The sequence below is a fragment of the Microbacterium resistens genome (assembly GCF_031456305.1).
In the GTDB taxonomy this organism is placed as follows: domain Bacteria; phylum Actinomycetota; class Actinomycetes; order Actinomycetales; family Microbacteriaceae; genus Microbacterium; species Microbacterium resistens_A.
Map to the genome: position 1 here is coordinate 1 of NZ_JAVDUM010000003.1, position 22,847 is coordinate 22,847.

At 72.0% G+C, this 22,847-nt stretch carries 18 protein-coding genes; 6 read left to right on the forward strand and 12 right to left on the reverse strand.

The features are described from left to right. Positions 1–449 precede the first annotated feature (449 nt). Complete coding sequence (locus tag J2Y69_RS03920; RefSeq protein ID WP_310017778.1) at positions 450–2,153, reverse strand: thiamine pyrophosphate-binding protein; 1,704 nt, start codon at positions 2,151–2,153, stop codon at positions 450–452. Positions 2,154–2,442: 289 nt separating this feature from the next. Here J2Y69_RS03920 and J2Y69_RS03925 point away from each other — a divergent pair, with 289 nt between their 5' ends. Then, positions 2,443–2,952 (forward strand): phosphoribosyltransferase, encoded by a 510-nt coding sequence (locus J2Y69_RS03925; RefSeq protein WP_310017780.1) that lies wholly within the window; start codon positions 2,443–2,445, stop codon positions 2,950–2,952. Positions 2,953–3,221: 269 nt separating this feature from the next. On the opposite strand, the gene J2Y69_RS03930 is transcribed toward J2Y69_RS03925, so the two are convergent. The 3 genes from J2Y69_RS03930 to J2Y69_RS03940 are packed head-to-tail and all read right to left on the reverse strand — an operon-like array spanning position 3,222 to position 6,894. Continuing rightward, positions 3,222–4,655, reverse strand: coding sequence for a dihydrolipoamide acetyltransferase family protein (locus tag J2Y69_RS03930; RefSeq protein ID WP_310017783.1), 1,434 nt, complete (start codon positions 4,653–4,655; stop codon positions 3,222–3,224). Continuing rightward, positions 4,652–5,773, reverse strand: coding sequence for an alpha-ketoacid dehydrogenase subunit beta (locus J2Y69_RS03935; protein ID WP_396653035.1), 1,122 nt, complete (start codon positions 5,771–5,773; stop codon positions 4,652–4,654). Before J2Y69_RS03935 ends, J2Y69_RS03930 begins: the two co-directional genes overlap by 4 nt. Beyond that, positions 5,770–6,894: a thiamine pyrophosphate-dependent enzyme gene (locus J2Y69_RS03940; protein WP_310017787.1), complete on the reverse strand. Its 1,125-nt coding sequence runs from the start codon at positions 6,892–6,894 to the stop codon at positions 5,770–5,772. The genes J2Y69_RS03935 and J2Y69_RS03940 overlap by 4 nt, the downstream gene beginning before the upstream one ends. 162 nt (positions 6,895–7,056) lie before the next feature. On the opposite strand from J2Y69_RS03940, the gene J2Y69_RS03945 reads away from it, so the two are divergent. The 3 genes from J2Y69_RS03945 to J2Y69_RS03955 all read left to right on the forward strand — a co-directional run bounded on the left by J2Y69_RS03945 (position 7,057) and on the right by J2Y69_RS03955 (position 10,569). After that, positions 7,057–7,494, forward strand: a complete 438-nt coding sequence (locus tag J2Y69_RS03945) for an Lrp/AsnC family transcriptional regulator (RefSeq protein ID WP_310017789.1) — start codon at positions 7,057–7,059, stop codon at positions 7,492–7,494. 148 nt (positions 7,495–7,642) lie between these two features. After that, positions 7,643–9,082, forward strand: a complete 1,440-nt coding sequence (locus J2Y69_RS03950) for an aldehyde dehydrogenase family protein (RefSeq protein WP_310017791.1) — start codon at positions 7,643–7,645, stop codon at positions 9,080–9,082. 5 nt (positions 9,083–9,087) lie between these two features. Beyond that, entirely contained in the window at positions 9,088–10,569 is a 1,482-nt protein-coding gene (locus J2Y69_RS03955) for a GMC family oxidoreductase (protein ID WP_310017793.1), read from the forward strand. Positions 10,570–10,732: 163 nt separating this feature from the next. On the opposite strand, the gene J2Y69_RS03960 is transcribed toward J2Y69_RS03955, so the two are convergent. From J2Y69_RS03960 to J2Y69_RS03970, 3 genes are read right to left on the reverse strand one after another with little or no spacing between them, the layout of a single operon-like run. Continuing rightward, on the reverse strand, positions 10,733–12,382 hold the full coding sequence (locus J2Y69_RS03960; RefSeq protein ID WP_310017794.1) for an amidohydrolase: 1,650 nt from the start codon (positions 12,380–12,382) through the stop codon (positions 10,733–10,735). Between the two features lie 9 nt (positions 12,383–12,391). Continuing rightward, complete coding sequence (locus J2Y69_RS03965; protein WP_310017796.1) at positions 12,392–13,228, reverse strand: molybdenum cofactor biosynthesis F family protein; 837 nt, start codon at positions 13,226–13,228, stop codon at positions 12,392–12,394. Positions 13,229–13,278: 50 nt separating this feature from the next. Next, a complete protein-coding gene (locus J2Y69_RS03970; RefSeq protein WP_310017798.1) occupies positions 13,279–14,766 on the reverse strand; it encodes an APC family permease in 1,488 nt (495 codons plus the stop codon). A 287-nt stretch (positions 14,767–15,053) separates the two neighbouring features. Here J2Y69_RS03970 and J2Y69_RS03975 point away from each other — a divergent pair, with 287 nt between their 5' ends. Both J2Y69_RS03975 and J2Y69_RS03980 read left to right on the forward strand, forming a co-directional pair. Then, positions 15,054–15,884, forward strand: coding sequence for an SDR family NAD(P)-dependent oxidoreductase (locus tag J2Y69_RS03975; protein WP_310017803.1), 831 nt, complete (start codon positions 15,054–15,056; stop codon positions 15,882–15,884). 87 nt (positions 15,885–15,971) lie between these two features. Next, positions 15,972–16,787 (forward strand): SDR family NAD(P)-dependent oxidoreductase, encoded by an 816-nt coding sequence (locus tag J2Y69_RS03980; RefSeq protein WP_310017805.1) that lies wholly within the window; start codon positions 15,972–15,974, stop codon positions 16,785–16,787. A 776-nt stretch (positions 16,788–17,563) separates the two neighbouring features. Here the strand turns inward: J2Y69_RS03980 and J2Y69_RS03985 are convergent. From J2Y69_RS03985 to J2Y69_RS04005, 5 genes are all read right to left on the reverse strand, one after another. Beyond that, the gene (locus J2Y69_RS03985; protein ID WP_310017807.1) at positions 17,564–18,214 is read right to left on the reverse strand and encodes an HAD-IA family hydrolase; all 651 of its coding nucleotides are present in this window, start codon (positions 18,212–18,214) and stop codon (positions 17,564–17,566) included. Positions 18,215–18,305: 91 nt separating this feature from the next. Continuing rightward, positions 18,306–18,998 carry an ABC transporter ATP-binding protein gene (locus tag J2Y69_RS03990; protein ID WP_310017809.1) on the reverse strand — a complete coding sequence of 231 codons (693 nt, stop codon included), beginning with the start codon at positions 18,996–18,998 and terminating at the stop codon, positions 18,306–18,308. After that, positions 18,995–20,767, reverse strand: a complete 1,773-nt coding sequence (locus J2Y69_RS03995) for a branched-chain amino acid ABC transporter ATP-binding protein/permease (protein ID WP_310017811.1) — start codon at positions 20,765–20,767, stop codon at positions 18,995–18,997. Before J2Y69_RS03995 ends, J2Y69_RS03990 begins: the two co-directional genes overlap by 4 nt. Beyond that, a complete protein-coding gene (locus J2Y69_RS04000; protein WP_310017812.1) occupies positions 20,754–21,614 on the reverse strand; it encodes a branched-chain amino acid ABC transporter permease in 861 nt (286 codons plus the stop codon). The genes J2Y69_RS03995 and J2Y69_RS04000 overlap by 14 nt, the downstream gene beginning before the upstream one ends. A gap of 64 nt (positions 21,615–21,678) precedes the next feature. Beyond that, positions 21,679–22,845, reverse strand: a complete 1,167-nt coding sequence (locus tag J2Y69_RS04005) for an ABC transporter substrate-binding protein (RefSeq protein WP_310017814.1) — start codon at positions 22,843–22,845, stop codon at positions 21,679–21,681. Between the last annotated feature and the right edge of the window lie 2 nt (positions 22,846–22,847).

Genomic DNA, 22,847 nt, shown 5'->3' on the forward strand with positions numbered 1-22,847 from the left:
GGCATATCCGCCGACGAAGGCCTCTGGGCACGGTCAGGGCACGTCCACTGACGCCGCCACGCCCGAACCCATCCACTCTTTCTGGCCTATAACCCGTATCCGGGGACGGATCCGTCGGGTCGCGTGGCGCGGAGTCCGACCGGAGTGGTCCGGTCGTCGGAGTGGTCCGAGTCGTCGGAGTGGTCCGAGTGGTCCGAGTGGTCGGGGCGTTGTCCTGAGCGGTCGATGACGTCGTCCGGGCCCGAAGGAACACGACACACCTGCACGACGCGGACACGTCTGCACGATCGGAACAGGGGATCGATCGTGCAAGTGTGCCCGCGTCGTGCAGACGTGCGGAGATAAGTCGTGCGGGTGTGCCCGGGTCGTGCAGGTGTGCAGATGTGCAGGTGTGCAGAGAGTAGGCCGCGCAGGTGTGTCGCGGACCTGCGGCGGGGCGGCCCGTCGGGTCAGGAGTTCACGCGGATGATCTCCTGCTGGTACGGCGCGATGATCTCGCCGGAGATCCGCAGATCGAGCACCAGGAAGGGGCGGGAGGACGGATCCTCCGCTGCCCAGGTCGCGAGGCGGTCGAGATCGGCGAGCGTGCGGACGACGACGCCCTCCGCGCCGACGGCGGCGGCGAAGGCCGCGAAGTCCACCTCGGGGATCCGCATCGGCCCCTCCGCGAGCCCCTTGAGGCCGTAGAGGTTCACCTCGGCGCCGTAGGCCGCGTCGTTCCAGACGACCGCCATCCCCCGGCCGCCGGCTGCGCGCACGGCGGACTCGAGGTCGGCGATGGCCATGAGCCCGCCGCCGTCGCCGCTGGTGAGCACGACCGTGGAGGTGGGGCGGGCGGCGGCCGCGCCCACCACGCTCGGCCAGCCCTGTCCGATGGACTGGAACGCGGTTCCGATCATCATCATGCGGTCGGGAGAGGCGACCGGCCAGTACATGTTCGCCCAGCCGATGAAGTGGCCGCCGTCGGAGACGACGACCCGGTCCTCCGGGAGGAGCTCGGCGATCCTTCGTGCGGCGGACCGGGGGTCGAGGCGTCCGTCCGCGGCGAGATCGTCTCCGGCGGCGTACGCGCGGACGCCGGTGAGGTCGACGCTCTCCCGCCATCCCGACCCGACGTGCCCGCCATCGGCACCGGCGCCGGCGCCGGCATCGCCATCAACACCGGCACCGTCTCCGTTCCCGAGGCGGGAGACGAGCGCCTCGGCCACCAGGCGGGCGTCCCCGCGGACGTAGCCGCCGACGTGGGCATGGGTCGCGGCGGGGGCGACATCGACCTGGAACACACGGGTCCCTGGCGCGAACAGCTCGCCGAACCGCATCGTGAACTGGTTCAGCGAGGCGCCGAAGACGACGGCGACGTCGGCCTCGCGGACGAGGGACATGGCCCCGTCGGCGCCGAAGCCGCCGGTCACGCCGAGGTCGTAGCGGGCGTCCGGGAAGATGCCGCGGCCGAGCGCGGAGGAGGCGGTAAACGCGCCGGTCGCCGCTGCGAGGGCGCCGAGGGCCTCGCCCGCACCGGCGAGCCAGGCGCCGCGACCGGCGAGGAGGAACGGGCGCTCGGACGTCCGCAGAGCATCGGCGATCTTGTCGAGGACGCCGTCGGCGAACTCCCCGGCCGGGGCGAGGGGGGAGGGGATGCGCGGGGCCGGTGCGGTGGGCACATCGCCCGCCTCACGGGCGGCGACGTCATAGGGGATCGCCAGGACGACCGGGACGCGATAGGTCAGCGCGTGCTCGATGGCGATCACGGTGGTCGCCGCGGCATCGGTGCGGCCGGTCGTATAGGTGCGGGCGCCGACGGCGGAGGCGAGCGCGATCTGGTCGACGTCCCAGGGGCGGGGGCCGGAGGTCGGCTCGTCCCCGACGACGAGGACGAGGGGGACGTGCGCCTGGACCGCCTCGGCGAGCGCGGTGAGGGTGTTCGTGAACCCGGCGCCGTAGGTCGTCGTGGCCGCGGCGATGCGGCCGGAGGCGCGGAAGTGGGCGTCGGCGGCGACCACGGCGCCCTGCTCGTGCCGGACGGCGGTGAACGTCGCGGCGGTCTGCCTCTCGATCGCGTCGAGGAAATAGGCGTTCCCGTTGCCCATCACGCCGAAGACGGCGTCGATGTGCTGGGCCAGGGTGAGGGCGACATGGGCGGAGACGGTGGACATGACGATGCCTTTCGAGACGGCAGACGGATGGGGATTTCCGTATGTGTCTCGTCCCGCGGGCGTCATCGCGCCGCGGGCTTCGTGCCCCTTTTTCGAGCACCGGCGGCACGGGGACGCCGGACGTGACGATTCTACCGCGCCCCGCGGCCGAGGAATCGGCGGCCTGCCCGCCCGGCCCGGCCGCCCCAACCTGCCCGCCCGGCCCGGCCGCCCCAACCTGCCGGCCCGGCCCGGCCCGGTCTCGTCGCGACGCGTATCGGCGGGGTGCGCGACGTGGGAGAGTTGGTCCATGACGGATGCACCTGTCGAGCGCGAGACGCTCACGTGGGACGGTTTCGGAGTGGCGACGCGCGATCTGGCGCGGCGGATCCTGAGCAGCGGCTTCGAGACGGAGGTCGTCGTCGCGATCGCCCGCGGCGGCCTGCTGCCCGCGGGCGCGATCGCCTACGGCCTGGGCGCGAAGAACTGCGGCGCGATCAACGTCGAGTTCTACACCGGGATCGGCACGGTGCTGGACGCTCCGGAGGTCCTCCCGCCCGAGCTCGACATGGAGTACCTCGGTGGCCGTCGAGTGCTGCTGGTCGATGACGTCGCCGATTCGGGACGCACGCTCGCGCTCGCGGTGGAGCTGCTCAAGGCGAAGGGCGCCGACGTCCGCTCCGTGACGATCTACGCCAAGCCGACGACGGTCATCCAGCCCGACTACACCTGGAAGGACACCGATCTCTGGATCGACTTCCCGTGGTCGTCCAAGGGCACGGTCCGCGAGGAGGACGAGGGGCTCCCCGCCTCGGCCTGATCCACCCGCCCCGGCCCAGCCTGCGGCCCGCTGGAGCCCGGCCCCACCCGCCACGGCGTGGCAGGAGACCGCTTCCGGTCGCGAAAACTGCCGCATCGGACCGGTTTGGGCGGCCGTTTTCGCGACCGGAAGCGATGGCGGTGGCCGTTTTCGCGACCGGACGGGTCGGTCGCGACCGGACGGGCCGGGGCGACCGGAGCGCGGACGGACCCGGGGCGGTCGGAGGGACGAGCCGACGGCGGTCGTGGGGCCGGGTCGCGGGGACGCCGTCAGAGGCGGCCGTAGGCGCGGAGGGGGTGCTCGATCAGCTCGACCACGCGACGGAGGAAGCCCGCGGCGTAGCCGCCGTCGCACACCCGGTGATCGAACACGAGCGAGAGCTGGACGATCCTCCTGGGCACGATCCTGCCCTTCACGACCCAGGGGCGCTCGATGATCCGGCCGATGCCGAGGATCGCCACCTCCGGGTGGTTGATGATGGCCGCCGAGCCGTCCACGCCCAGGGAGCCGTAGTTGTTCAGCGTGAAGGTCGATCCGCGCAGGCGCTCCGGAGGCAGTGTGCCCGACCGTGCGGCGCCCGCGAGCTCGCGGAGTGCCGCGTCCAGCTCATCGACCGTGAGCCCGTGCGCGCGGGGGAGGACGGGGACCATCAGTCCCCGTGCGGTGTCGGTCGCGACGCCGAGGTTCACCCCGTCGAAGGTCAGCATCTCCGTGGCGTCGCCGCTCAGTCGTCCGGCGAGCAGGGGGAACTCGGACAGTGCGATCAGCGTGAACCGCGCGATGAGCGCCGTGAGCGACGGGCCATGCCCGCCCTCGGCGGCGATCCTGCCGCGGAGCCGCCACAGCCTCGTCGCATCGACGTCGACCCACACCGTGGCCTCGGGGATTTCGGAGCGACTACGGCTCAGCGTCGCGCTCACGGCCTTGCGGAGCGGGGACATCCGCTCCCGGGAGGCCACCGCAAGTCCCTCGATCACCTCGGCCGACGCACCCGCAGCGCTGCTCACGGACGTGCTCCCGGACATGCTCTCGGACGTGCGCACGGTGTTGTCCGGTGACGTTCCGGCGCTGACCTCGGACGCGCGCAGCACGTCGGCACGGGTGATCGCGCCGTCGGAGCCCGTGGGGACGAGGGCGCGGAGGTCGACGCCGAGCTCGCGGGCGAGACGGCGGACGATCGGCGAGCGCACAGCGATCGTGCGATGCCCGGGCGCCGCGGGCCGGGGAACGTTGGAGGCGTTCGTGTTGGAGACGTTCGCGTCGGGGCGCGATGCCGCTGCTCGGGAGAGCCGCGCGCGACGGCGGCCGGAGCCCGCGCGCTCGGTCGTCCCGTAGCCGATCAGCACGTTGCCGGAGCCGCTTCCCGCGCCCGCCCGCTCCTCGGTGCGGTACGCCTCGTGCGGATCGGACGAACCAGCATCAGGGGAACCGGCGTCGGGTGCGGAGCTCGTGTCCTCATCGCCGACCTCCAGCACGGGGGCTCCGACGTCGATCGTGTCGCCCGGCTCGCCGTGCAGGGCGAGGACGACCCCGGCGAAGGGGGAGGGCAGCTCGACGATGCTCTTCGCCGTCTCCACCTCGGCGATCGGCTGGTCGGTGCCGATCGTGTCGCCGACCGCGACGAGCCAGTGGACGAGGCCCGCCTCGGTGAGCCCCTCGCCGAGGTCGGGCAGACGGAAGACCCGCGTCGTCGCCGTGCTCATCGACCCTCCTCCGTGTCCGGATCGTCGTCCCAGTGCAGGGTGTCGATGGCGTCGAGGAGCCGGTCGGCATCGGGGAGGTACCAGTGCTCGAACTTCGGCGGCGCGAACGGCACGTCGAACCCGGTCACCCGGCGGACCGGGGCCTCGAGGTGCTCGAAGCAGCGCTCCGACACCCTGGCCTGGATCTCGGCGGCGACGCTGGCGTACCCGGGCGCCTCGGCGAGGACGACCGCGCGCCCGGTGGAGCGGACGGCGGCGAGGACCGTCGCGTCGTCGAACGGCGAGAGCGAGCGCACGTCGACAACCTGCACGCTCCGTCCCTCGCCGGCGGCGATGTCGGCCGCCTCCTGCGCGACGGCCACCGAGGCGCCGTACGTGATCACGGTCACGTCGGTGCCGTCTCGGGCGACCCGCGCGGTGCCGAGCTCCGCGACGGCCGAGGTGTCCACCTCGCCCTTGGCCCAGTACAGCTTCTTGGGCTCGAGGAAGACGACCGGGTCCGGGGATGCGATCGCCGCGCGCAGCAGCGAGTACGCGTCCTGCGGGGTGGACGGGGTGACCACGGTCAGGCCCGGGGTGTGCGCGTAGTAGGCCTCGGACGAGTCGCAGTGGTGCTCCACGCCGCCGATGCCGCCGCCGACCGGGATGCGGATGACGAGGGGCATGCGGAGCGCGCCCCGGGTGCGGTTGGGGAGCTTGGCGACGTGGCTGACCACCTGCTCGAAGGCGGGGAGAGCGAAGGCGTCGAACTGCATCTCGACGACCGGTCGCATGCCGTTCATCGCCATGCCCACCGCGGTGCCGACGATGCCGGACTCCGCGAGCGGGGTGTCGAAGCAGCGGTCCTCGCCGAAGCGCGCGGCCAGGCCGTCGGTGATGCGGAACACGCCGCCGAGCGCGCCGACGTCCTCGCCGAAGACCACGACCTCCGGGTCGGCGGCGATCGCGTCGGCGAGGGCCAGGTTCAGGGCGGCGGCCATCGTCATCGTCCGGATCGTGCCGGAAGGTGCGGCGGGAGAAGCGGCGGAAGGCGAGGTGGAAGGCGAGGCGGCGGCAGATGGGCCGGGGGAGGCGCCGTTCCGTGCGGCCGTGCGGGGCGCGTCGTGCATGAGCGTCATCGGGTGCCTCCGGCGGTCGTGGTCTCCTCGGGCGACATCCGCGCGAGCTCCCCGCGGAGGAGCTCCCCGTGCAGGAGCGCCCACTGCTCGTCGAGCTGCGGGGATCGGGTCGTGCGGACGAAGCGGAACAGGTCCTCCGGGTCGAGGTCGGACTCCGCGTTCAGCGCCGCCCTGAGGTCGGTCGCGATCCGTTCGGCCCCGTCCGCGAGACGCGCCTCGGTCTCCTCGTCCAGCACGCCGCCGGTCGTGAGATGGGCGCGGAGCCGCAGCAGCGGATCGCGCGCCAGCCACTCCTGCACCTCGGCGCGCTCCCGGTAGCGGGTGTCGTCATCCGCGTTCGTGTGGGCCTGCATCCGATAGGTGTGCGCCTCGACGAGCGACGGCCCGTCGCCGCGGCGGGCGCGATCGACCGCCTCGCCCAGCACGGCGAGGACCGCGGCGACGTCGTTGCCGTCGACCCGCTGTCCCGGCATCCCGTACCCGATCGCCTTGTGCGCGAGGGACGGCGCATGCGTCTGACGCGAGAGGGGGACCGAGATCGCGAAGCCGTTGTTCTGGACGAAGAACACCACGGGCACCTGGAACACGGCGGCGAAGTTCATCGCCTCGTGGAAGTCGCCCTCGCTCGTCGCGCCGTCCCCGCACAGCGCGAGCACCACGGTGTCCTCCCCGCGCCGTCGGGCCGCGTACGCGAAGCCCACCGCGTGCAGCAGCTGGGTCGCCAGCGGCGTCGCCTGCGGCGCGACGCGATGCGCGTGCACGTCGTAGCCCGAGTGCCAGTCGCCCTTGAGGAGGACCATCGCCTCGGCGGCCGGCACGCCGCGGGCGATGACGGCGACCGAGTCCCGGTAGGTGGGGAAGAGCCAGTCGCGCTCGCCGAGGACCTGGGCGGCCGCCACCTGACAGGCCTCCTGGCCGTGCGAGGACGGGTAGACGGCGAGCCGGCCCTGCCGCACGAGCGCCCCGGCCTGGTCGTTGACGCGTCGTCCCTCGACGAGGCCGCGGTAGGCGCGCAGCAGCGCGTCCTCATCGGGGAGCGTGTAGCGGTCGTCGGGCGAGGCCGTGCCGTCGACGTCGATGAGCTGCACGGGGATGTCGCGGGGGAGCAGATCGTCCTGCATGCGTGTCCGCCTTCCTTGCCGAACCTTGCGTCCTAGTCTGCGTCGCGCCATGCAATCGTCCAATGGGATCAAGGAAATGCTGAACGTCTGCGTGCATGAGGGCGCCAGATGATGCAGAGTGTCAGTGACGCGCTGAACGGATCAAACGACGAAGGAGTCCCGATGACCGAGATCGACGACATGGACCGCGCGATCCTCGCGGAGCTCCGCCGGGACGCGAGAGCGTCGATGACGGCCATCGCCGAGGCCGTGCACATCTCCCGCGCCGGCGCCCATGCGCGGATCAAGAGGCTCACGGACGCCGGCGTCATCGCGGGCTACGCCGTGCGGACCGATCCGGTGCTGCTCGGCCACCACGCCTCGGCCTACGTCATGCTGGCGATCGAGCAGACCACCTGGCAGGACGTGCGCGACCGGCTCCAGCGCATCCCCGAGGTCGAGCACATGGCGCTCGCCGGCGGAGACTTCGACGTCATCCTCCTGGTGCGCGCCCGCGACGCCAGGGACCTGCGCAGGATCGTCCTGGAGGACATCCAGGCGATCCCGTCGATCCGCTCCACCAGGACGACGCTGATCTTCGAGGACTGGTCCAGGCCCTGAGCCCGCGGAACCGTACGCCCAGGGTCATCTCCGGCGCGCTCGCGGTCAAGTGCCGGTGCCGGGGCCGGCACGAGAATGGACAGGACTCCACAGTTCAGCTGCCGTCCCGAGGCTGTGGAGTCCGACGCATCACCGTGAGGAGACATCGATGTCCGAATCCGCCGCAGCCGCCGCAACCGCACTGCTCGACCGCATCCAGGCGCCGGAAGGGGCGGGGCGGGACATCCCCGACGCCGCAACCCGCGAGGTCATCGGTCGCGCACCCGTGCAGACGGTCGCCGACCTCGACGACGCGATCGCGCGCGCCGGCGCCGCCCAGCCCGCCTGGGAGGCGCTCGGGCACGCGAGGCGCAGCGAGCTCCTCCTCGCCGCCGCCGACGCGATCGACGCCAACGCCGAGGGGCTGGCGCATCTGCTCTCCCGCGAGCAGGGCAAGCCCCTCAACGGCCCGAACGCGCGGTTCGAGCTGGGCGCCTGCTCGGCCTGGCTGCGGACGAACGCCGGGATCGTGATCGAGCCCGAGGTGCTCGTGGACGACGAGACCCTGCACGCCGAGCTCGTGTACAAGGCCGCGGGCGTCGTCGGCGCGATCGGGCCGTGGAACTGGCCGCTGATGATCTCCATCTGGCAGATCGGCCCCTCGCTGCGAATGGGCAACGCCGTCGTCGTCAAGCCCAGCGAGTACACCCCGCTGAGCGTGCTGGCGATGCTGTCGGTCATGAACGAGGTGCTCCCCGCCGACGTCCTGATCGGCGTCTCGGGGGATCGCGAGATCGGCGCGCGCCTGTCCTCGCATCCGGACATCGACAAGGTGATGTTCACCGGATCGACCGCGACCGGGCGCAAGATCATCGAGAGCTCCGCCGGCAACCTCGCCCGGCTCACGCTCGAGCTCGGCGGGAACGACGCCGGCATCGTGCTCCCCGGAACCGATCCCGCGGCGATCGCGGAGGACCTGTTCTGGGGCGCGTTCATCAACACCGGGCAGACCTGCGCCGCGATGAAGCGCCTCTACGTGCACGACTCGATCTACGAGGAGGTGGTCGACGCGCTCGCGGCCATCGCGTCGACCGTCCCGATCGGCAACGGGCTCGACGAGCGCAACGTGCTCGGCCCGCTGCAGAACCGGGCGCAGTTCGACATCGTCGAGCGCCTGGTGGCGGACGCCAGGGAGCGGGGCGCCCGCATCGTCACCGGCGGGGAGGCGGCCACCGAGCTCGGCGAGCTGTTCTACCGTCCGACGATCGTCGCGGACATCGAGGACGGCGCCGCGCTCGTGGACGAGGAGCAGTTCGGGCCGGCGCTCCCGGTCATCCGGTACTCCGACGTGGACGAGGCGATCGCCCGCGCGAACGGCCTCGACGTCGGCCTCGGCGCCTCGGTCTGGGCGAGCGACCCTGAGGCCGCGCGTGCCGTCGCGACGCGCATGCAGTCCGGGACCGTCTGGATCAACTCCCACGGCGGCCTGCACCCGATGGTCCCCTTCGGCGGGGTGAAGAGCTCGGGCTACGGCTTGGAGTTCGGCGTCGAGGGACTGAAGTCCGTCGCCGTCTCCCAGGTCGTGAGCGGCCCCGGACGGAAGGGCTGACCGCCGTGGCGCGCTCGGTCATCGTCGTCGGGGCAGGCACCTCGGGGAGCATCGTCACCCGCCGCCTGGTCGACGCCGGATACGAGGTCACCCTCGTCGAGGCCGGAGGCTACGACGTCAACCCCGCCATCCACGATCCGTCCCGCGCGGGCGAGCTCTGGGACTCCGCCGAGGACTGGGGCTACCGGACCGTGCCGCAGGAGCACGCGGGCGGACGCCGGCTGCACCTGCCCCGGGGCCGGGTGACCGGCGGGTCGCACGCGCTCAACGCCATGATCTGGGTGCGCGGGGCCGCCTCCGACTACGACCGCTGGGAGCAGGACGGCGCGACCGGCTGGGGCTGGGGCGAGGTGGAGCCGGTGTTCCGGGCCATCGAGAACGACCTCCTCCCGGTGACCGCCGACTACCCGTTGGTCCCGGTCCAGCAGTCGATCATCGACGCGGCCGTGCAGGAGGGGCTGGCGCACAACCCCGACTACAACGCGGGGACGCTCGACGGCATCTCCCAGGAGCAGGTGACGATGCGGGACGGTCGCAGGGCCAACACCTGGACCGCGTACGTCGAGCCGATCCGCTCTGCGGCGAACCTCACGATCGTCACCGATGCCGAGGTGCATTCGGTGATCGTCGAGGACGGCAGGGCCGTCGGCGTGCGCCTCGGCGAGGCGGCGGACGAGCGGGAGCTGCGCGCGGACGAGGTGGTCCTCGCCGGCGGTGCACTGGGGAGCCCCGCGATCCTCCTCCGCTCCGGCATCGGTCCGCGCGCCGCGCTGGAGGCGCTCGGGATCGAGGTGGTCCGGGACGCCGCGGGCGTCGGCGCGAACCTGCACGACCACCTCCTCTCCCCGGTGGTCTTCACGACCTCGGCCCGCCGCGTCGGCCCGCCGACCCCCGGCGTCTCGGTCACGCAGACGCATCTGTTCTGGCGCAGCCGGGCGGGGCTCGACGAGCCGGACACCCAGCCGATCAACTTCTCGGTGCCGATGTGGGGCGAGCTGGAGCCGCGGGGGGACGACGGCTTCACGCTGATGGCCGGGCTCGTCACCCCGTACAGCCGCGGGGCGCTGAGCCTCTCGGGGCCGGGGCTGTCCGATCCGCTCCTCATCGACCTCGCCGCTCTCGAGGACGAGCGCGACGTCGCAGCCCTCGCCGCCTCGGTGCGGCAGTGCCGGCGGATCGGGGCGCGCCCGGCGCTCGCCGAGGAGTGGGGCGCGGTCGAGGTCTATCCGGGGCCGGAGGTCGCCGACGACGGGGTCGAGGACTGGGTGCGCCGCACCGCGATCACCTACCACCACCAGGTCGGCACCTGCCGGATGGGATCGGATGCGGCGAGCGTCGTGGATCCGCGGCTGCGGGTGCGCGGCATCGAGGGGCTGCGGGTGATCGACGCCTCGGTGATGCCCCGCGTCCCCACCGGGAACACCAACGCCCCGGCGGCCATGATCGGTGAGCGCGGCGCCCGCTTCCTACAGGAGGACGCCGGCTGAGCCGGCCCCGCCGCCGGCCCAGGTCGCGCCGCCCCCAACCCCGAGACTGCAACTGCGTTCCGAGACTGCGTGAAAATTACGCTGTCTCGAGACGCAGTTGCAGTCTCGCGGTCAAGAGGGTCAAGGGCGCCAGGGGGCGGGCGGGGGCGGGGGCGGGACGGGGTCAGGGGGCGGTGTAGACCTCGCGACCGGCGAACCAGGTCGAGAGGACGCGGGCCTCGATGATCGAATCGGGGTGACCCGCGATCGCGTCGCGGTCGAGCACGACGAGGTCGGCGGACTTCCCGACCTCCAGCGAGCCGGTCTCGGCGCCGACGCCCATCGCCCGTGCCGCGTTGATCGTGAAGACCTCCAGGGCCTCGGAGGCGGAGATCGCCTCCGAGGGCCAGAGGGTGCCCGGCGCCCGCTTCAGCGGATCCGCCCTGGTCACGAGCCCCTGGATCCCCTCCAGCGGGTTCGGCGACTCGCTCACCGGCCAGTCCGAGCCGCCCGCGACGAGCGCGCCGGCGTCGAGCAGCGAGCGGTTCGGCTGGGAGTGCTCCGCGCGAGGGCCGAGGACCTCCGCGAGCGCCTGCGGGATGACGCCGGGGAACCAGATGAACGGGGAGATGTCGGCCGAGACGTCCAGCTCGGCGAGGCGCGGGATATCGGCCTCCGCGAGGAACTGCCCGTGGGCGACCTGGATCGGCGTCGTCACGCCCTCCGCGCGCAGCCGCTCCGCGACGTCGAGCACGAGCCTGGCCGAGCCGTCGCCCGTGCAGTGCACCTTGGCGCCGAGGCCGCGGTCCGCGACCGCGCGCAGCCACCCGTGGAGCTCCTCGCTCGTCATCGTCGTCTCGCCGTGGAAGTGGGCCCCGTGCGCCGCGTCGGCGACGTAGGGCTCGAGGAACGAGGCCGTCCGGGCGGGTGGGACCCCGTCCAGGAAGATCTTCACGAAGTCCGGCCGATGATGCGCGGTGCGGAACCCCTCGCCCCGGTCGATGAGCGCCTCGCCGATCGGGTCGAACCCGAAGATCTCGTCGTTGACGAGCAACGACGAGACCACCCAGGCGTTCAGCTCACCGTCCCGGTCGAGCAGGGCGAGGGCGTCCAGGATGTCTGTCGAGACGCCGGCGTCCTGGAACGCGGTGATGCCGAAGGAGCTGAGGAGCTCGACGCCTCGCCGCGAGGCGGCGACGTGCTGCGCGCGGGTCAGGCCCCCTGAGCGGTCGTACGCCTCCTGGACGGGGATGCCCGCGGCCTCCAGGAGCACGCCGGTCGGCGTTCCGTCGACGGGGTCGAGCACCGTGACGCCGCCCGCGGGCGGCGTGGCGGCGGTGATCCCGGCCAGCTCCATGGCGCGCGTGCTCGCCCAGCGGTTGTGCCGCGAGTCCTCCACGATCACCACAGGGCGCCCGCCCGCCGCCTCGTCGAGCCGGAGGCGCGTGGCCGTGTCCGCGAGCGAGGGCAGCAGGGTCGTGGCGACGACGCCGCCGACGATCCAGGCGTCCTCCGGAAGGGCCTCCGCCGTCGCCCGGACGCGGGCGAGGATCTCGTCGAGCGTGAGCGAGGGCGGGAGAGCCAGCTCGAACAGCTCGGTCCGGCCGGCGATCGCGTGGTGCGTGTGCACGTCCACGAACCCCGGATACACGACGGCGTCGCCGAGATCGCGCACCTCCGTCCCGGGGCCGCGCAGCCTCTCGACCTCGGCGGTGGTGCCGATCGCGGCGATCCGCCCGTCCCGGACGGCGATCGCTCGTGCCTCGGGCGCCGTGCGGTCCACGGTGCGGATCGTCGATGCGACGAGGATCAGGTCGGCGTGCTCCTGCTCCATGACCCCTCCTCAGGCCTGACCGAACGAGGCGGGCTCCAGCTCCGGCGTGTGGGAGGTGACCGAGATCAGCCGCCCCCAGGCGCCGAAGGTGAAGTGCGTCGGAACCTCGCCGGACTCGTCGAGGCCGAACAGGACACCGTGCGAGCGGATCCGGCCGGCATCGCGGTGGTCCGCGATCGTGACCGACGCGCAGGGGATGACCTTCTCACGCCAGGCGAAGACGTAGATGCCGGGGCGGATCTCCCACACGCTGTTCTCGTCGGTGTCGGCCAGTCCTCGCTCGGGGCCAGCGAGGCACTGCCAGGAGTACCAGCGGGAGGAGAGGTAGACGTGCTCGTAGGCGTGCTCGGGGCTGTAGACCCATTCCACGCGGCGTCCGATCAGGGCGGTGGTCGGTGCGGGGGCCGTCCCGGAGACGGCGGCCCCGTCGATCTCGGCGGGCACGAAGGCGTGCTGCACCCGCGTCCGCCCGGGTTCCGGCGCCAGGATCCTGCTGACGATCGACAGGACTCTGCCGTGGCGGAGGTCGACGACGAGGGAGACGGCCTCGGTGGGACGGGAGTCGTGGGGGAACTGCACGAAGAGGAGGCCGTCGTCCACCTCGAACGCCTCGTAGGCGTCGTCCCCCGTCGAGGCGGGGGAGTCGTCGTCCGTGCCGGGCACGAAGGACCAGGCCACGCGGTCCTCGCCGAAGCGGTGCGCGATGCGGGTGCCGTCCGGTGCGGTCACGTTCACCTCGCGCCCCGCCAGCGCCGTGGAGGGCGTGGCCTTGTTCGCATCGAACCCGGGGGCGAGGCCGTCCAGCGGCAGCCAGGTGGAGGTGTCGGCGGGGTTCATCGTGGTCATGTCTCTCCTTGTGTGGCGGGAAATCGGAGCGGGAGGAAGGGAGGGGGCGCTCAGCGGACGCTGAACCTCTCCAGGTCGGACGAGAGCCCGGCGTAGACCGCGGGCCGTGCGCGTCGGAGGTAGGCGGCGTAGACCACTCCGCCGACCAGGGCGAGCACCAACAGCAGCGGCATCAGCCGGATCGCGATCTCCTGCGAGCCCGCGACGATGTCGAAGTTCACCACGGCGAGGATCGAGATCGCGGCGATCCCGAGGAAGCCGATCCCGGGGGCGAAGAGAGTGCTCCACCAGCGTCGGTCGCCCTGCCTGCGGAAGAACACCACGATCGACAGCGCGGCGAGCCCCTGGAGGATCAGCACGCTCAGGGTGCCGAACCCGAGCATCGCGGGGACGAGCGTGATCATCGGATCGGCCCCGGTGAGGAAGAAGACCAGGGCGACGATCGCGGCGAAGCCGGCCTGGACGATCCCGGCGATCTGCGGGGCGCCGCCGGGACGCGTCCTGGCGAGCGCATGGGGCAGGACGCGGGCGCGGCCCAGGGAGTAGAGGTAGCGGGAGGCGGAGTTGTGGAACGCGAGCATCGCGGCGAACAGGCTCACCAGCAGCAGGATCTGCATGACGACGGTGAGCGGGCCGCCCAGATACCGCTCGGCGACGGAGAAGATGAGATCGCCCGCGGGGAGGTGCTCCCGCGCGGTCGCCTGCGCCTGTGCGACGCCGGTGGCGCTCACGACGGCCCAGGTCGTCACGCCGAGGATGACGCCGATCGCGGTGATCGCGGTGTAGGTGGCGCGCGGGATGGTCCGCAGCGGCGTCTTCGCCTCCTCGCCGAACAGCGCGGTGGCCTCGAAGCCGAGGAACCCCGTCGCGGCGAGTAGCAGGCCGATCGGCAGGGAGCCGCCGAACACCGCCTCGGGGCTGAAGGCCGACACGTCGTAACCGGTCTGCACGAGCACCGACATGTCGAAGACGACGAGCATCAGCACCTCCAGCACCAGGCACACCCCGAGGATCTTCGAGGAGAAGTCGACGCCGATGCGGGCGAGGATGAAGCAGACCGCGATCGACAGCAGGCCCCAGAGGATCCAGCTCATGTCGAAGCCGGTGAGCTCGCGGATGATCGACTGCATGAAGAAGCCGCTCGTGCCGATCGTGCCGACGACGAAGAAGTTGTAGCCGAGGGTGGCGATGAGGCCTGCGACGAGCCCGCCGGTGCGGCCGAGGCCCTTGACCACGAACGCGTAGAAGCCGCCGGCGCTGACCAGCTGCTTCGACATCTGCGCGTAGCCCACGGCGAACAGCAGCAGGATCGTCGCCACGAGGAAGAACGACACGGGCGTCCCGCCGCCGTTGCCGAGCGCGATCGCGAGCGAGGCGACGACGACGATGCCGGTGAGCGGCGCCACGGCCGCGAGGACCAGGAACACGATCCCGGCGACGCCCAGGGCGCCCGGCCGCAGCGCGGTGTGGGAGGCGTCCGGCGAGGACGGGGAGGGATTGGGGCCGGGAGGGGAAGAGGGGGAGGTCTGCGATGCCACGTCGGCTCCTTCGCTCGGGTGACCAGGGCGGCGATCGCGCTCCTGAGGAGTGGTGCGGCGGTGCGGGCGTCGATGCTCGCGCCGGATGGGGGTGCTGCGAGTCTGCCCGTTGGCGTGGACGGCGACTTGACCCTGAGCGAAGGACCGTGGTGCCAGGGTGCACAGCCGTCGGCGCCGTCCCGCACCGGCGGCCGTGCCGGAGCAGGATGGCGGGGCGGGCCGCGGATCGGCTGCCGACCGACTGCCGACCGACGGAGCCGCGCGACGGATCCGTGTGACGGAGCTGCGTGATCGGTGAAGGGACGGCGATGGAGCTGGAGCTGCGGGGCAGGAGCGCCCTGGTCACGGGCGCGGCCGGCGGGATCGGCCGAGGCGTCGCCCGGACGCTGACGGCGGAGGGGATGCGCCTCGCGCTCCTCGATCGCGATCAGCCCGGCCTCCGCCGGACGGACGAGGAGCTGTCGCCCGGCGCGGCGCTGCTCGTCGCCGACGTCACGGACGAGGAGCAGGTGGCCGCGGCCGTCGCGATCGCCCGCGAGCGGCTCGGCGGGCTCGACACGGTCGTCTGCTGCGCGGGGATCTCCGGCCCGGTCGGCTCCGGGATCGAGGGGATCGCACGGGCGGAGTGGGACGCGGTGTTCGCCGTCAACGTCACCGGCGCCTTCCTCGTGCTCAAGCACGCGCTGCCGGCCTTGCGCGAGGCGGATCGCGCGTCGGTCGTGCTCGTCGCGAGCGACTCCGCCGTCGTGGCATCGCCCGGCATGGCCCCCTACTGCGCCTCCAAGGCGGCGCTCGTGCAGTTCGGCAGAGCGCTGTCGGTCGACCTCGCGCCGTCGGGGATCCGCGTGACGACCGTCTCGCCCTCGATCGTGGACACGCCGATGAGCCGCGCCGACCTCGGGATCGAGGACTTCGAGGGCACAGGTTTCGAGGGCGCTGGTTTCGAGGGCGTCGGCTCCGGAGCCGCTGGCTTCGAGGGCGTGGGCTATCCGGTACAGACGGCGGACGAGGTCGCCGCGCACGTCGCGTACCTGGCCTCGCCGCGGACCAGGGCCGTCAACGGGACCGGGATCCTCAGCGACTTCGGGTACAGCGCGCGATCGGGTTTCCCCGCCTGACGCGCGGCCGCATTCGAGCAGCAACAGTCATCCGGCATCAGTCATCCGCAACAGCCATCGAGTATCAGTCGTCGACAGGAGAAGAGCATGGGACAGACCTTCGGATCGAGCGTCGCAGGACGCGTCGTCGTCATCACCGGGGGAGGCACCGGCATCGGGGCGGCTGTCGCGGAGCGGTACGCGGGCGAGGGCGCCCACGTCGTCGTCGTCGGACGCCGCGAGGAGCCGCTCCGCGCGGTCGAGCGCTCCGTCGGCGCGCATCCGATCGTGGCGGACGCGGCCGAGACCGAGGACGCCCGGCGTGCCGTCGCCGAGACGCTCGCGCGGTTCGGCCGCATCGACGTTCTCGTGGCGAACGCCGGCGGACACGGCTTCTCCCCGGTCGCGGAGACCGACGACGCGGGATGGAACGCGGCGTTGCGCGCCAATCTCACGACCGCGTTCACGATGGCGCGCGAGGCGCTGCCGGCGCTCATCGAGGCGAAGGGGCAGATCGTCGTCGTCTCCTCCCTCGCCGGGCTGTTCGCCGGTCCTTCGGTGGCGGGATACACGGTCGGCAAGCATGCGCTCATCGGCCTGACCCGCACCCTGGCCCGCGACTACGGCCGGCACGGCGTGCGTGTGAACGCGGTGTGCCCGGGGTGGGTGCAGACGCCGATGGCGGACGAGGAGATGGACGAGTTCGCCGCCCACGCCGCGCTCGCCTCGCGCGAGGAGGCGTACGCCGCGGTGACCGCGGACGTGCCGCTGCGGCGTCCGGCCCTTCCCTCCGAGATCGCCGCCGTCGTGCGCTTCCTCGGCTCGTCCGAGTCCTCCTACATCACCGGAGCCGTGATCGTCGCCGACGGCGGTGCGCACGTGGTGGACCTCCCCACGGTCGCCTTCGACCACGCCGGCATGTAGCCCCTGCATGTAGTGCCTGCATGTAGCGCGGGCGTCGCTCGTGCTGCCCGCGTTGCGCGCCGCTGCTCCGCTCCGCTCGCGCCGCTCTTTCTGGCGCTGTCGTTTCCTGTCGCGCTGCTGTAGTTCGCCCGCGCTGCACAGTTTTCGACAGCGTGAGCAGGGATCAGCAGCGTGACGGCGAGGCGGATCAGGGAAGAGCAGCGCGGGCAAGGAAATGCAGCGCTAGCCAGAGGGCGGCGCGGGCAGGCGCGGGCAGGCGAGGACAGGTACAGGTACAGGTACAGGTAGGAAATCGCACCGCGGGTGGGGCCGCGGCGCTGCTCTTTCCTGTCGCGCTGCTGTAGTTCGCTTGCGCTGCACAGTTTTCGACAGCGTGAGCGGGGATCAGCAGCGTGGCGGCGAGGCGGATCAGGAAAGGACCGCGCGAGTCAGGAAGGGCAGCGCACCAGGGAACGGCAGCGCGGGCAGGGAACTGTAGCGCGGACGGGGAACAGCAGCACGGCCAGGGAACGGCAGCACGGCCAGGGAACGGCAGCGCGGGCGGGGCTGTAGCGCTGTCCTTTCCTGTCGCGCTGCGGAAGTCCGCATGCGCTGCTCAGTTTTCGGCAGCGTGAGCGGCGATCAGCAGCGCGAGCGCGATGGCGGATCAGGAAAGAGCAGCGCGAGCAGAGAAGGACAGCGCGAGCCAGGGAACAGCAGCGCGAGCAGGAAAGAGCAGCGCGAGTCAGGGGACTGCGGCGAGCAGAGAGCTGAGCAGCAGCTCAGGGGGAGAGAGCTCAGCCGATCGTCAGGACGATGCCGCCGTCGTCGGACGTGACGGCGACCGTCGTGAGGTCGTCGACGACGACGTCGGGACCGTAGGCCGCGGAGCCCGCACCGACCCCGACCACGCGCATCCCCGCGGCGCGGGCAGCGGTGATGCCCGCCTCGGAGTCCTCGAAGGCGATGCTGTCGGCGGGGTCGATGCCCAGCCGCTCCGCACCGAGGAGGAACCCCTGCGGGTCGGGCTTGGAGGCGGTCACGTCCTCCGCGGTCACGTGCTCGGCGGGGACAGTCAGGGCCGCGGCCTGCATCCGCGCGGTCATGAGCGGCACGTTCGCCGAGGTCACGATCGCGTGGGGGAGCCCCTCCAGCGCGGCGAGGAAACGGGCGGCGCCCGGGATCTCGACGACGCCGTCGACATCGGCGCTCTCCTGGGCGAGCAGCTCATCGTTCTCGACGAGGTTGACCGCATGATCGCGCTCCGGAAGGAGGATCGCCATGCTCTGATGACCCTGCCGACCGTGGACGACGCTCAGCACGGTCTGCGGGTCCAGCCCGTGGGGCTCGGCCCACCGCAGCCACAGCCGCTCGACCGCGGCCGTCGAGTCGACGAGCGTCCCGTCCATGTCGAGGAGGACGGCACGGGCGCGCAGAGTCTGGGTCATGAACCCAGCGTAGAGGGGAACCGACGCCCCGCCGCGAGACGGACCACCGAGACGGATCACCGAGACGGCCCCCGCGAGACGCCCCGCCGCCTCACCCGCCGAGGTAGGCGCGGTGCAGCAGGTGGGGGTCGGCCTTCAGGCCCTGCGAGGTGCCCTGGAAGGAGATGCGGCCGCCGGCGACGACCACCGCCTCCCTGGCGAGCCCGAGGGCGAGCTGGGTGAACTGCTCCACGAGCAGCACGCCGACGCCGGACTCCGCGATCGAGGTCACGATCGGCATCAGTCGCAGGAAGACCACGGGGGCAAGGCCGAGGGACATCTCGTCGATGAGGAGGATGCGCGGCTTCGCCGCAAACGCCCGCGCGAGCACCACCATCTGCTGCTCGCCGCCCGAGAGCAGGGCCGTGGGCGAGTCGATCCGCTTCTCCAGCTCCGGGAAGGGCGCGAGCGCCTCCTCGATCCCCTGCGGCGTCCGCGCGGTGAGGGAGAGGTTCTCGCGGACCGTGAGGGACGGGAACACCGCCCGCCCCTGCTCGATGTGCACGATGCCGCGCCGTGCCCGTGCGACCCGGGAGAGCCGGTCGATCGGCTCCCCGTCCAGCAGGAGGGCGCCGGCCGAGTGCGGGGTGACGCCGGAGATCGCCTCGATGAGGCTCGTCTTGCCCGCGCCGTTGGGCCCGACGAGCGCGAGCACCTCGCCGCCGCGGACGGTGAGGGAGACGTCCGAGATCACGGGGCCTGCTCCGCGGCTGACGGTGACGGAGTCCAGCACAAGTTCGCTCATGACAGCAGCTCCGTCTCGCCCATGTAGGCCTTGATCACGTCGGGGTTCGACAGCACCTCGGCCTGCGGCCCGCTCGCCAGCACCTTGCCGAAGTCCAGGACGGTCAGCATGGGGCAGACCGAGCGGACGAGGTCGAGGTCGTGCTCGATGATGATGAGCGCGATCCCGTAGCGCGCCGGCAGCTCGCGCAGGCGCGCGGCGAGGGCCAGGTGCTCCTCGTGCGAGAGGCCGGCGGCCGGCTCGTCCAGGATCAGCAGCCGGGGGCGTGCCAGCACGGCCGCGGCGACCTCGACGAGCCGCCGCGTCCCGACGTCGACGCGCGAGAGCCGGGCCCGCGCCGGCGGGCAGCCGAAGAACGCCAGCGCCTCGTCGATGTCGGCGGAGGAGAGGCGTCGTCGGGCGACGAACCGCACGTACGCGCCGACGGTGAGGAGCGGGGGCACGCGATCCTGCTGGAACGTACGGCGGAGGCCGAGGCGTGCGCGTCGCGTCGGGGAGAGCCCGGCGAGGTCGCGTCCGCCGAGCAGCACCCGGCCGTCGTGCTTGGGCAGGAAGCCGCTGATCGCATCGACGAACGTCGACTTCCCGGCGCCGTTCGGGCCGATGAGCCCCATGATCGAGGCTGCGGGCACCTGGAAGGTCACGCCGTCCAGTGCCGCGAGCGCACCGAACCGCACCGTGAGCCCCTCGACCGTGAGCACGGGCTCGCCGTTCAGAGCCGCCTCGTCGATGGCCGCGGTGGTCGTGGTCGTCACAGCCTCCGCGCCTGCCCCCGCATCCGGGGGCAGCGCCGTGAGCGTCGCCTCGGCGGTCCGTCGGTCCTGGCGGCGCCAGATGAGGTTGCGGATGCCCTGTCCGAGGTTGGTGCCGCTCGTGAGGGCCTGGACGCCCAGGGCGCCGAAGATGACGAACCCCCAGTCCTGCGGCACGCCCCAGCGCTTGAGGAGCTCGGGGACGAGGACCCACAGGAGCCCGCCGAAGACGGCCATGTCGATGAGGTGCGCGCCGGACATGATCGCCAGCACGTAGAGGGCCAGCGACTGCAGCGGCGTGAAGCTCGATGCGAACGGCAGCTGCACCTGCCCCGCCAGCAGCCCGCCGGAGATGCCGCCGAGCGCGGCCGAGACGGCGAACGCGGTGAGCTTCGCGCTCTGCACGCTCTGCCCCGCCGCCGCCGTCCCGCGCTCGGAGAAGGCGACGGCCTTCCAGCTCGCGCCCCACCGGCCGCGCTGCAGGAAGAAGACGACCAGACAGCAGATGACCAGGACGACGATCGAGAGGACGAAGAACTGCTTGTCGTTCGCGAACATCGCCGGCCGTTCGACGGGGATGCCGTCCGCGGATCCGGGGAACTGGATCTGGACGAGCGTCACATCGGCCGCTGCGGCGAAGCCGAGCGTCACCACGGCGAGGTTGACGCCGCGCAGACGCAGTGCGGGGAGCCCGACGAGGACGCCGGCGATCCCGGCGGCGACGGCGCCGGCCGCGAGCCACAGCAGGAACCCGCCGGGTGTCTGGGCCACGTTGAGGAGGGACACCACCCAGGCGCCGATCGCGGCGAAGGTGAGCTGGCACAGCGCGATCATGCCCGCGGAGCCCGTGACGATGCCGAGGCCGAGGATCGCGATCGCGGCCGTGACGGCGCTGATCGCGAGGAAGACGAAGTAGCCCGGCAGCACGCCGGAGAGGGCGACCCCGAGCAGGATCGCGACGACGGCGGCGGCGAAGGGCCAGGAGACCCGGAACCAGGGGCGTTCAGCGAGCGGCATCCCACACCTCCTTGCGCTGCGTCCACAGGAGCAGCACGACGATGAACAGGAACGGGAGGAAGTTGCGCACGAGCGCCACCTCGTCGATCTGCGCGACGAGGCCGCCGAGCACGCCCAGCACCAGGCCGCCGAACACGGCGAGGTCCAGGCGCTTGAAGCCGCCGAGCAGCGCCGCGGCGGCCGCGGGGATGATCAGCAGGGCAAGGCTCGTGGCGTCGTTGGACTGCGACGGGGCGACGATCATGATCGCGATCGCGCTGATGACGCCGGTGACGAACCACACGGCGATCGAGAGCGGGCGGGAGCGGATCCCCAGGAGCTCGGCGGTCGTCGGCCGCTCGGACAGCGCCCGAAGCTGCGTCCCGACCCTGGTGCGGCTGAGGACGACCTTGACGCCGACCGCCGTGACGATCGCCATGAGGACGGTGGCGACCGTCACCTGGCTGATCACGACGCCGCCGACCTGGAACGCGGGGCCCGCGATGATGGGGGCGAAGGGCTGCGGCTTGTTGCCGAACAGGATGAACGACAGCGAGATGAGCAGGAGGAGCGGGCCGACGGTCATCGCCGAGCGCGTGGTGGTGGACGCCTCGGAGAGCCAGGTCGCCGCGATCCATCCGATGGTCGCGGCCAGGAGCCCGGCGACCAGGATGCCGAGCACGGATCCCAGCCAGATCGGCAGCCCCAGGTCCGTGACGAGCCAGACGGCGGCGAAGGCCCCGAACATGCCCGTGGCGGCCTGGGCGAAGTTCACGACGCGGACGAGTCGGGACATGAGAGTGAGGCTCACCGCGAGAACGGCGTAGAGCCCGCCGGCGGCGAGGCCGGCGATGGCGCCCTGCAGCATGGCGCCTCCTTTCTGAGGGATCCCCGCCGGCCCGGGATGAGCCGGGCCGGCAGGGGCGGATGGGTCAGCCGCCGATGCGGAACCAGTCCTCGGCGACCTTCTCCCACTTGTGGGTCCCGGACTTCAGGACGATCGGCCAGCCGGCGGTGTTGTCGACCCCGAAGGTGTACGGCGTGCCGATCATCGGGTTCTCGATCGGCTTCATGGAGGCCAGCGCCGCGCTCACCGTCTCCCGGTTGATGTCGCCCTTCATCGTCTTCAGGACCTCGATGAAGTACGTCGCGGCGAGGTAGCCGCCCTGGCTGAACGAGGTGAGCGGGATGTCGTTCTTCGTCATCAGGTCGCGCCATTCCTTGTTGGTCTCGTTCTCCTCGGAGAACGGGTAGAACTCCGCGGGGACGTAGATGCCGGCGCCGGCGTCATCGATCGCCTGGGCGAAGTTCTCGCTGTAGACGCTCGTGAGGTAGAGCCAGGTCACGTCGTTCCAGCCCTGGGCGTTGGCGGCCTTGACCTGGCCGATGGCATCGGGCTCGACGGGGTTGATCGCGAGGGCCTTGCAGCCGGCCTCACGCGCCTTGACGATGTACGGCGTGTAGTCACTGGCGCCGTAGGGCACGGTGTCGTCGACGTACTTCGGCTTCTTGCCGGTGATCTCGGTCCACTTGTCGATCGCCGCCTGGTAGGTCGGCCGGGTGGAGCCCGCGATCTCGAGCAGGACGCAGATGTCGTCGAGCTTCAGCGCCTCCGAGCCGTACATGAGCGTGAGGGTCATGTCGTTGAACGGGCCGACGTTCGCCGGGGAGATGTTCTCGCTGTCGAAGCAGCCGGTGTCGACGCCGATGCCGGGGATCGACCGGATCCCCTCCTGCTGGTAGTACTTCGCGTTGATCTCGCACTCGATCAGGCTCGCCGAGCCCACGAGCGCGACCGCGTTGTCGCTGCCCACGATCTCGCGCGCCGAGGCGGTGGCCGTGGCCGGGTCCCCCTTGTCGTCGAGCATCTTGTAGTCGATGGTGCGGCCGTTCAGGCCGCCTGCCGCGTTGAAGGCGTCGAAGACGGCCTTCGCCGCCTGCGAGGCCTCGGGGAAGGTCGCCGGGCCGCTGATGGTGTTGACGGAGCCGACGACGATGGGGGCGTCGCCACCGCCATCGCCGCTCCCGCCGGCGCAGCCGGCGAGCACGAGGGCGCCGACGGCGACGAGCGCCGCTGCGGCGCTGATCCGCTTGTTCATGT

Coding starts and splice junctions, on each gene's coding strand:
- J2Y69_RS03985 (WP_310017807.1), bottom strand. CDS start 18,214: ATGACCCAGACTCTGCGCGCCCGTGCCGTCCTCCTCGACATGGACGGG.
- J2Y69_RS03920 (WP_310017778.1), bottom strand. CDS start 2,153: ATGTCCACCGTCTCCGCCCATGTCGCCCTCACCCTGGCCCAGCACATC.
- J2Y69_RS03935 (WP_396653035.1), bottom strand. CDS start 5,773: ATGACGCTCATGCACGACGCGCCCCGCACGGCCGCACGGAACGGCGCC.
- J2Y69_RS03965 (WP_310017796.1), bottom strand. CDS start 13,228: ATGACCACGATGAACCCCGCCGACACCTCCACCTGGCTGCCGCTGGAC.
- J2Y69_RS03945 (WP_310017789.1), top strand. CDS start 7,057: ATGACCGAGATCGACGACATGGACCGCGCGATCCTCGCGGAGCTCCGC.
- J2Y69_RS03990 (WP_310017809.1), bottom strand. CDS start 18,998: ATGAGCGAACTTGTGCTGGACTCCGTCACCGTCAGCCGCGGAGCAGGC.
- J2Y69_RS03950 (WP_310017791.1), top strand. CDS start 7,643: ATGTCCGAATCCGCCGCAGCCGCCGCAACCGCACTGCTCGACCGCATC.
- J2Y69_RS03980 (WP_310017805.1), top strand. CDS start 15,972: ATGGGACAGACCTTCGGATCGAGCGTCGCAGGACGCGTCGTCGTCATC.
- J2Y69_RS03995 (WP_310017811.1), bottom strand. CDS start 20,767: ATGCCGCTCGCTGAACGCCCCTGGTTCCGGGTCTCCTGGCCCTTCGCC.
- J2Y69_RS03930 (WP_310017783.1), bottom strand. CDS start 4,655: ATGAGCACGGCGACGACGCGGGTCTTCCGTCTGCCCGACCTCGGCGAG.
- J2Y69_RS04000 (WP_310017812.1), bottom strand. CDS start 21,614: ATGCTGCAGGGCGCCATCGCCGGCCTCGCCGCCGGCGGGCTCTACGCC.
- J2Y69_RS03960 (WP_310017794.1), bottom strand. CDS start 12,382: ATGGAGCAGGAGCACGCCGACCTGATCCTCGTCGCATCGACGATCCGC.
- J2Y69_RS03940 (WP_310017787.1), bottom strand. CDS start 6,894: ATGCAGGACGATCTGCTCCCCCGCGACATCCCCGTGCAGCTCATCGAC.
- J2Y69_RS03925 (WP_310017780.1), top strand. CDS start 2,443: ATGACGGATGCACCTGTCGAGCGCGAGACGCTCACGTGGGACGGTTTC.
- J2Y69_RS04005 (WP_310017814.1), bottom strand. CDS start 22,845: ATGAACAAGCGGATCAGCGCCGCAGCGGCGCTCGTCGCCGTCGGCGCC.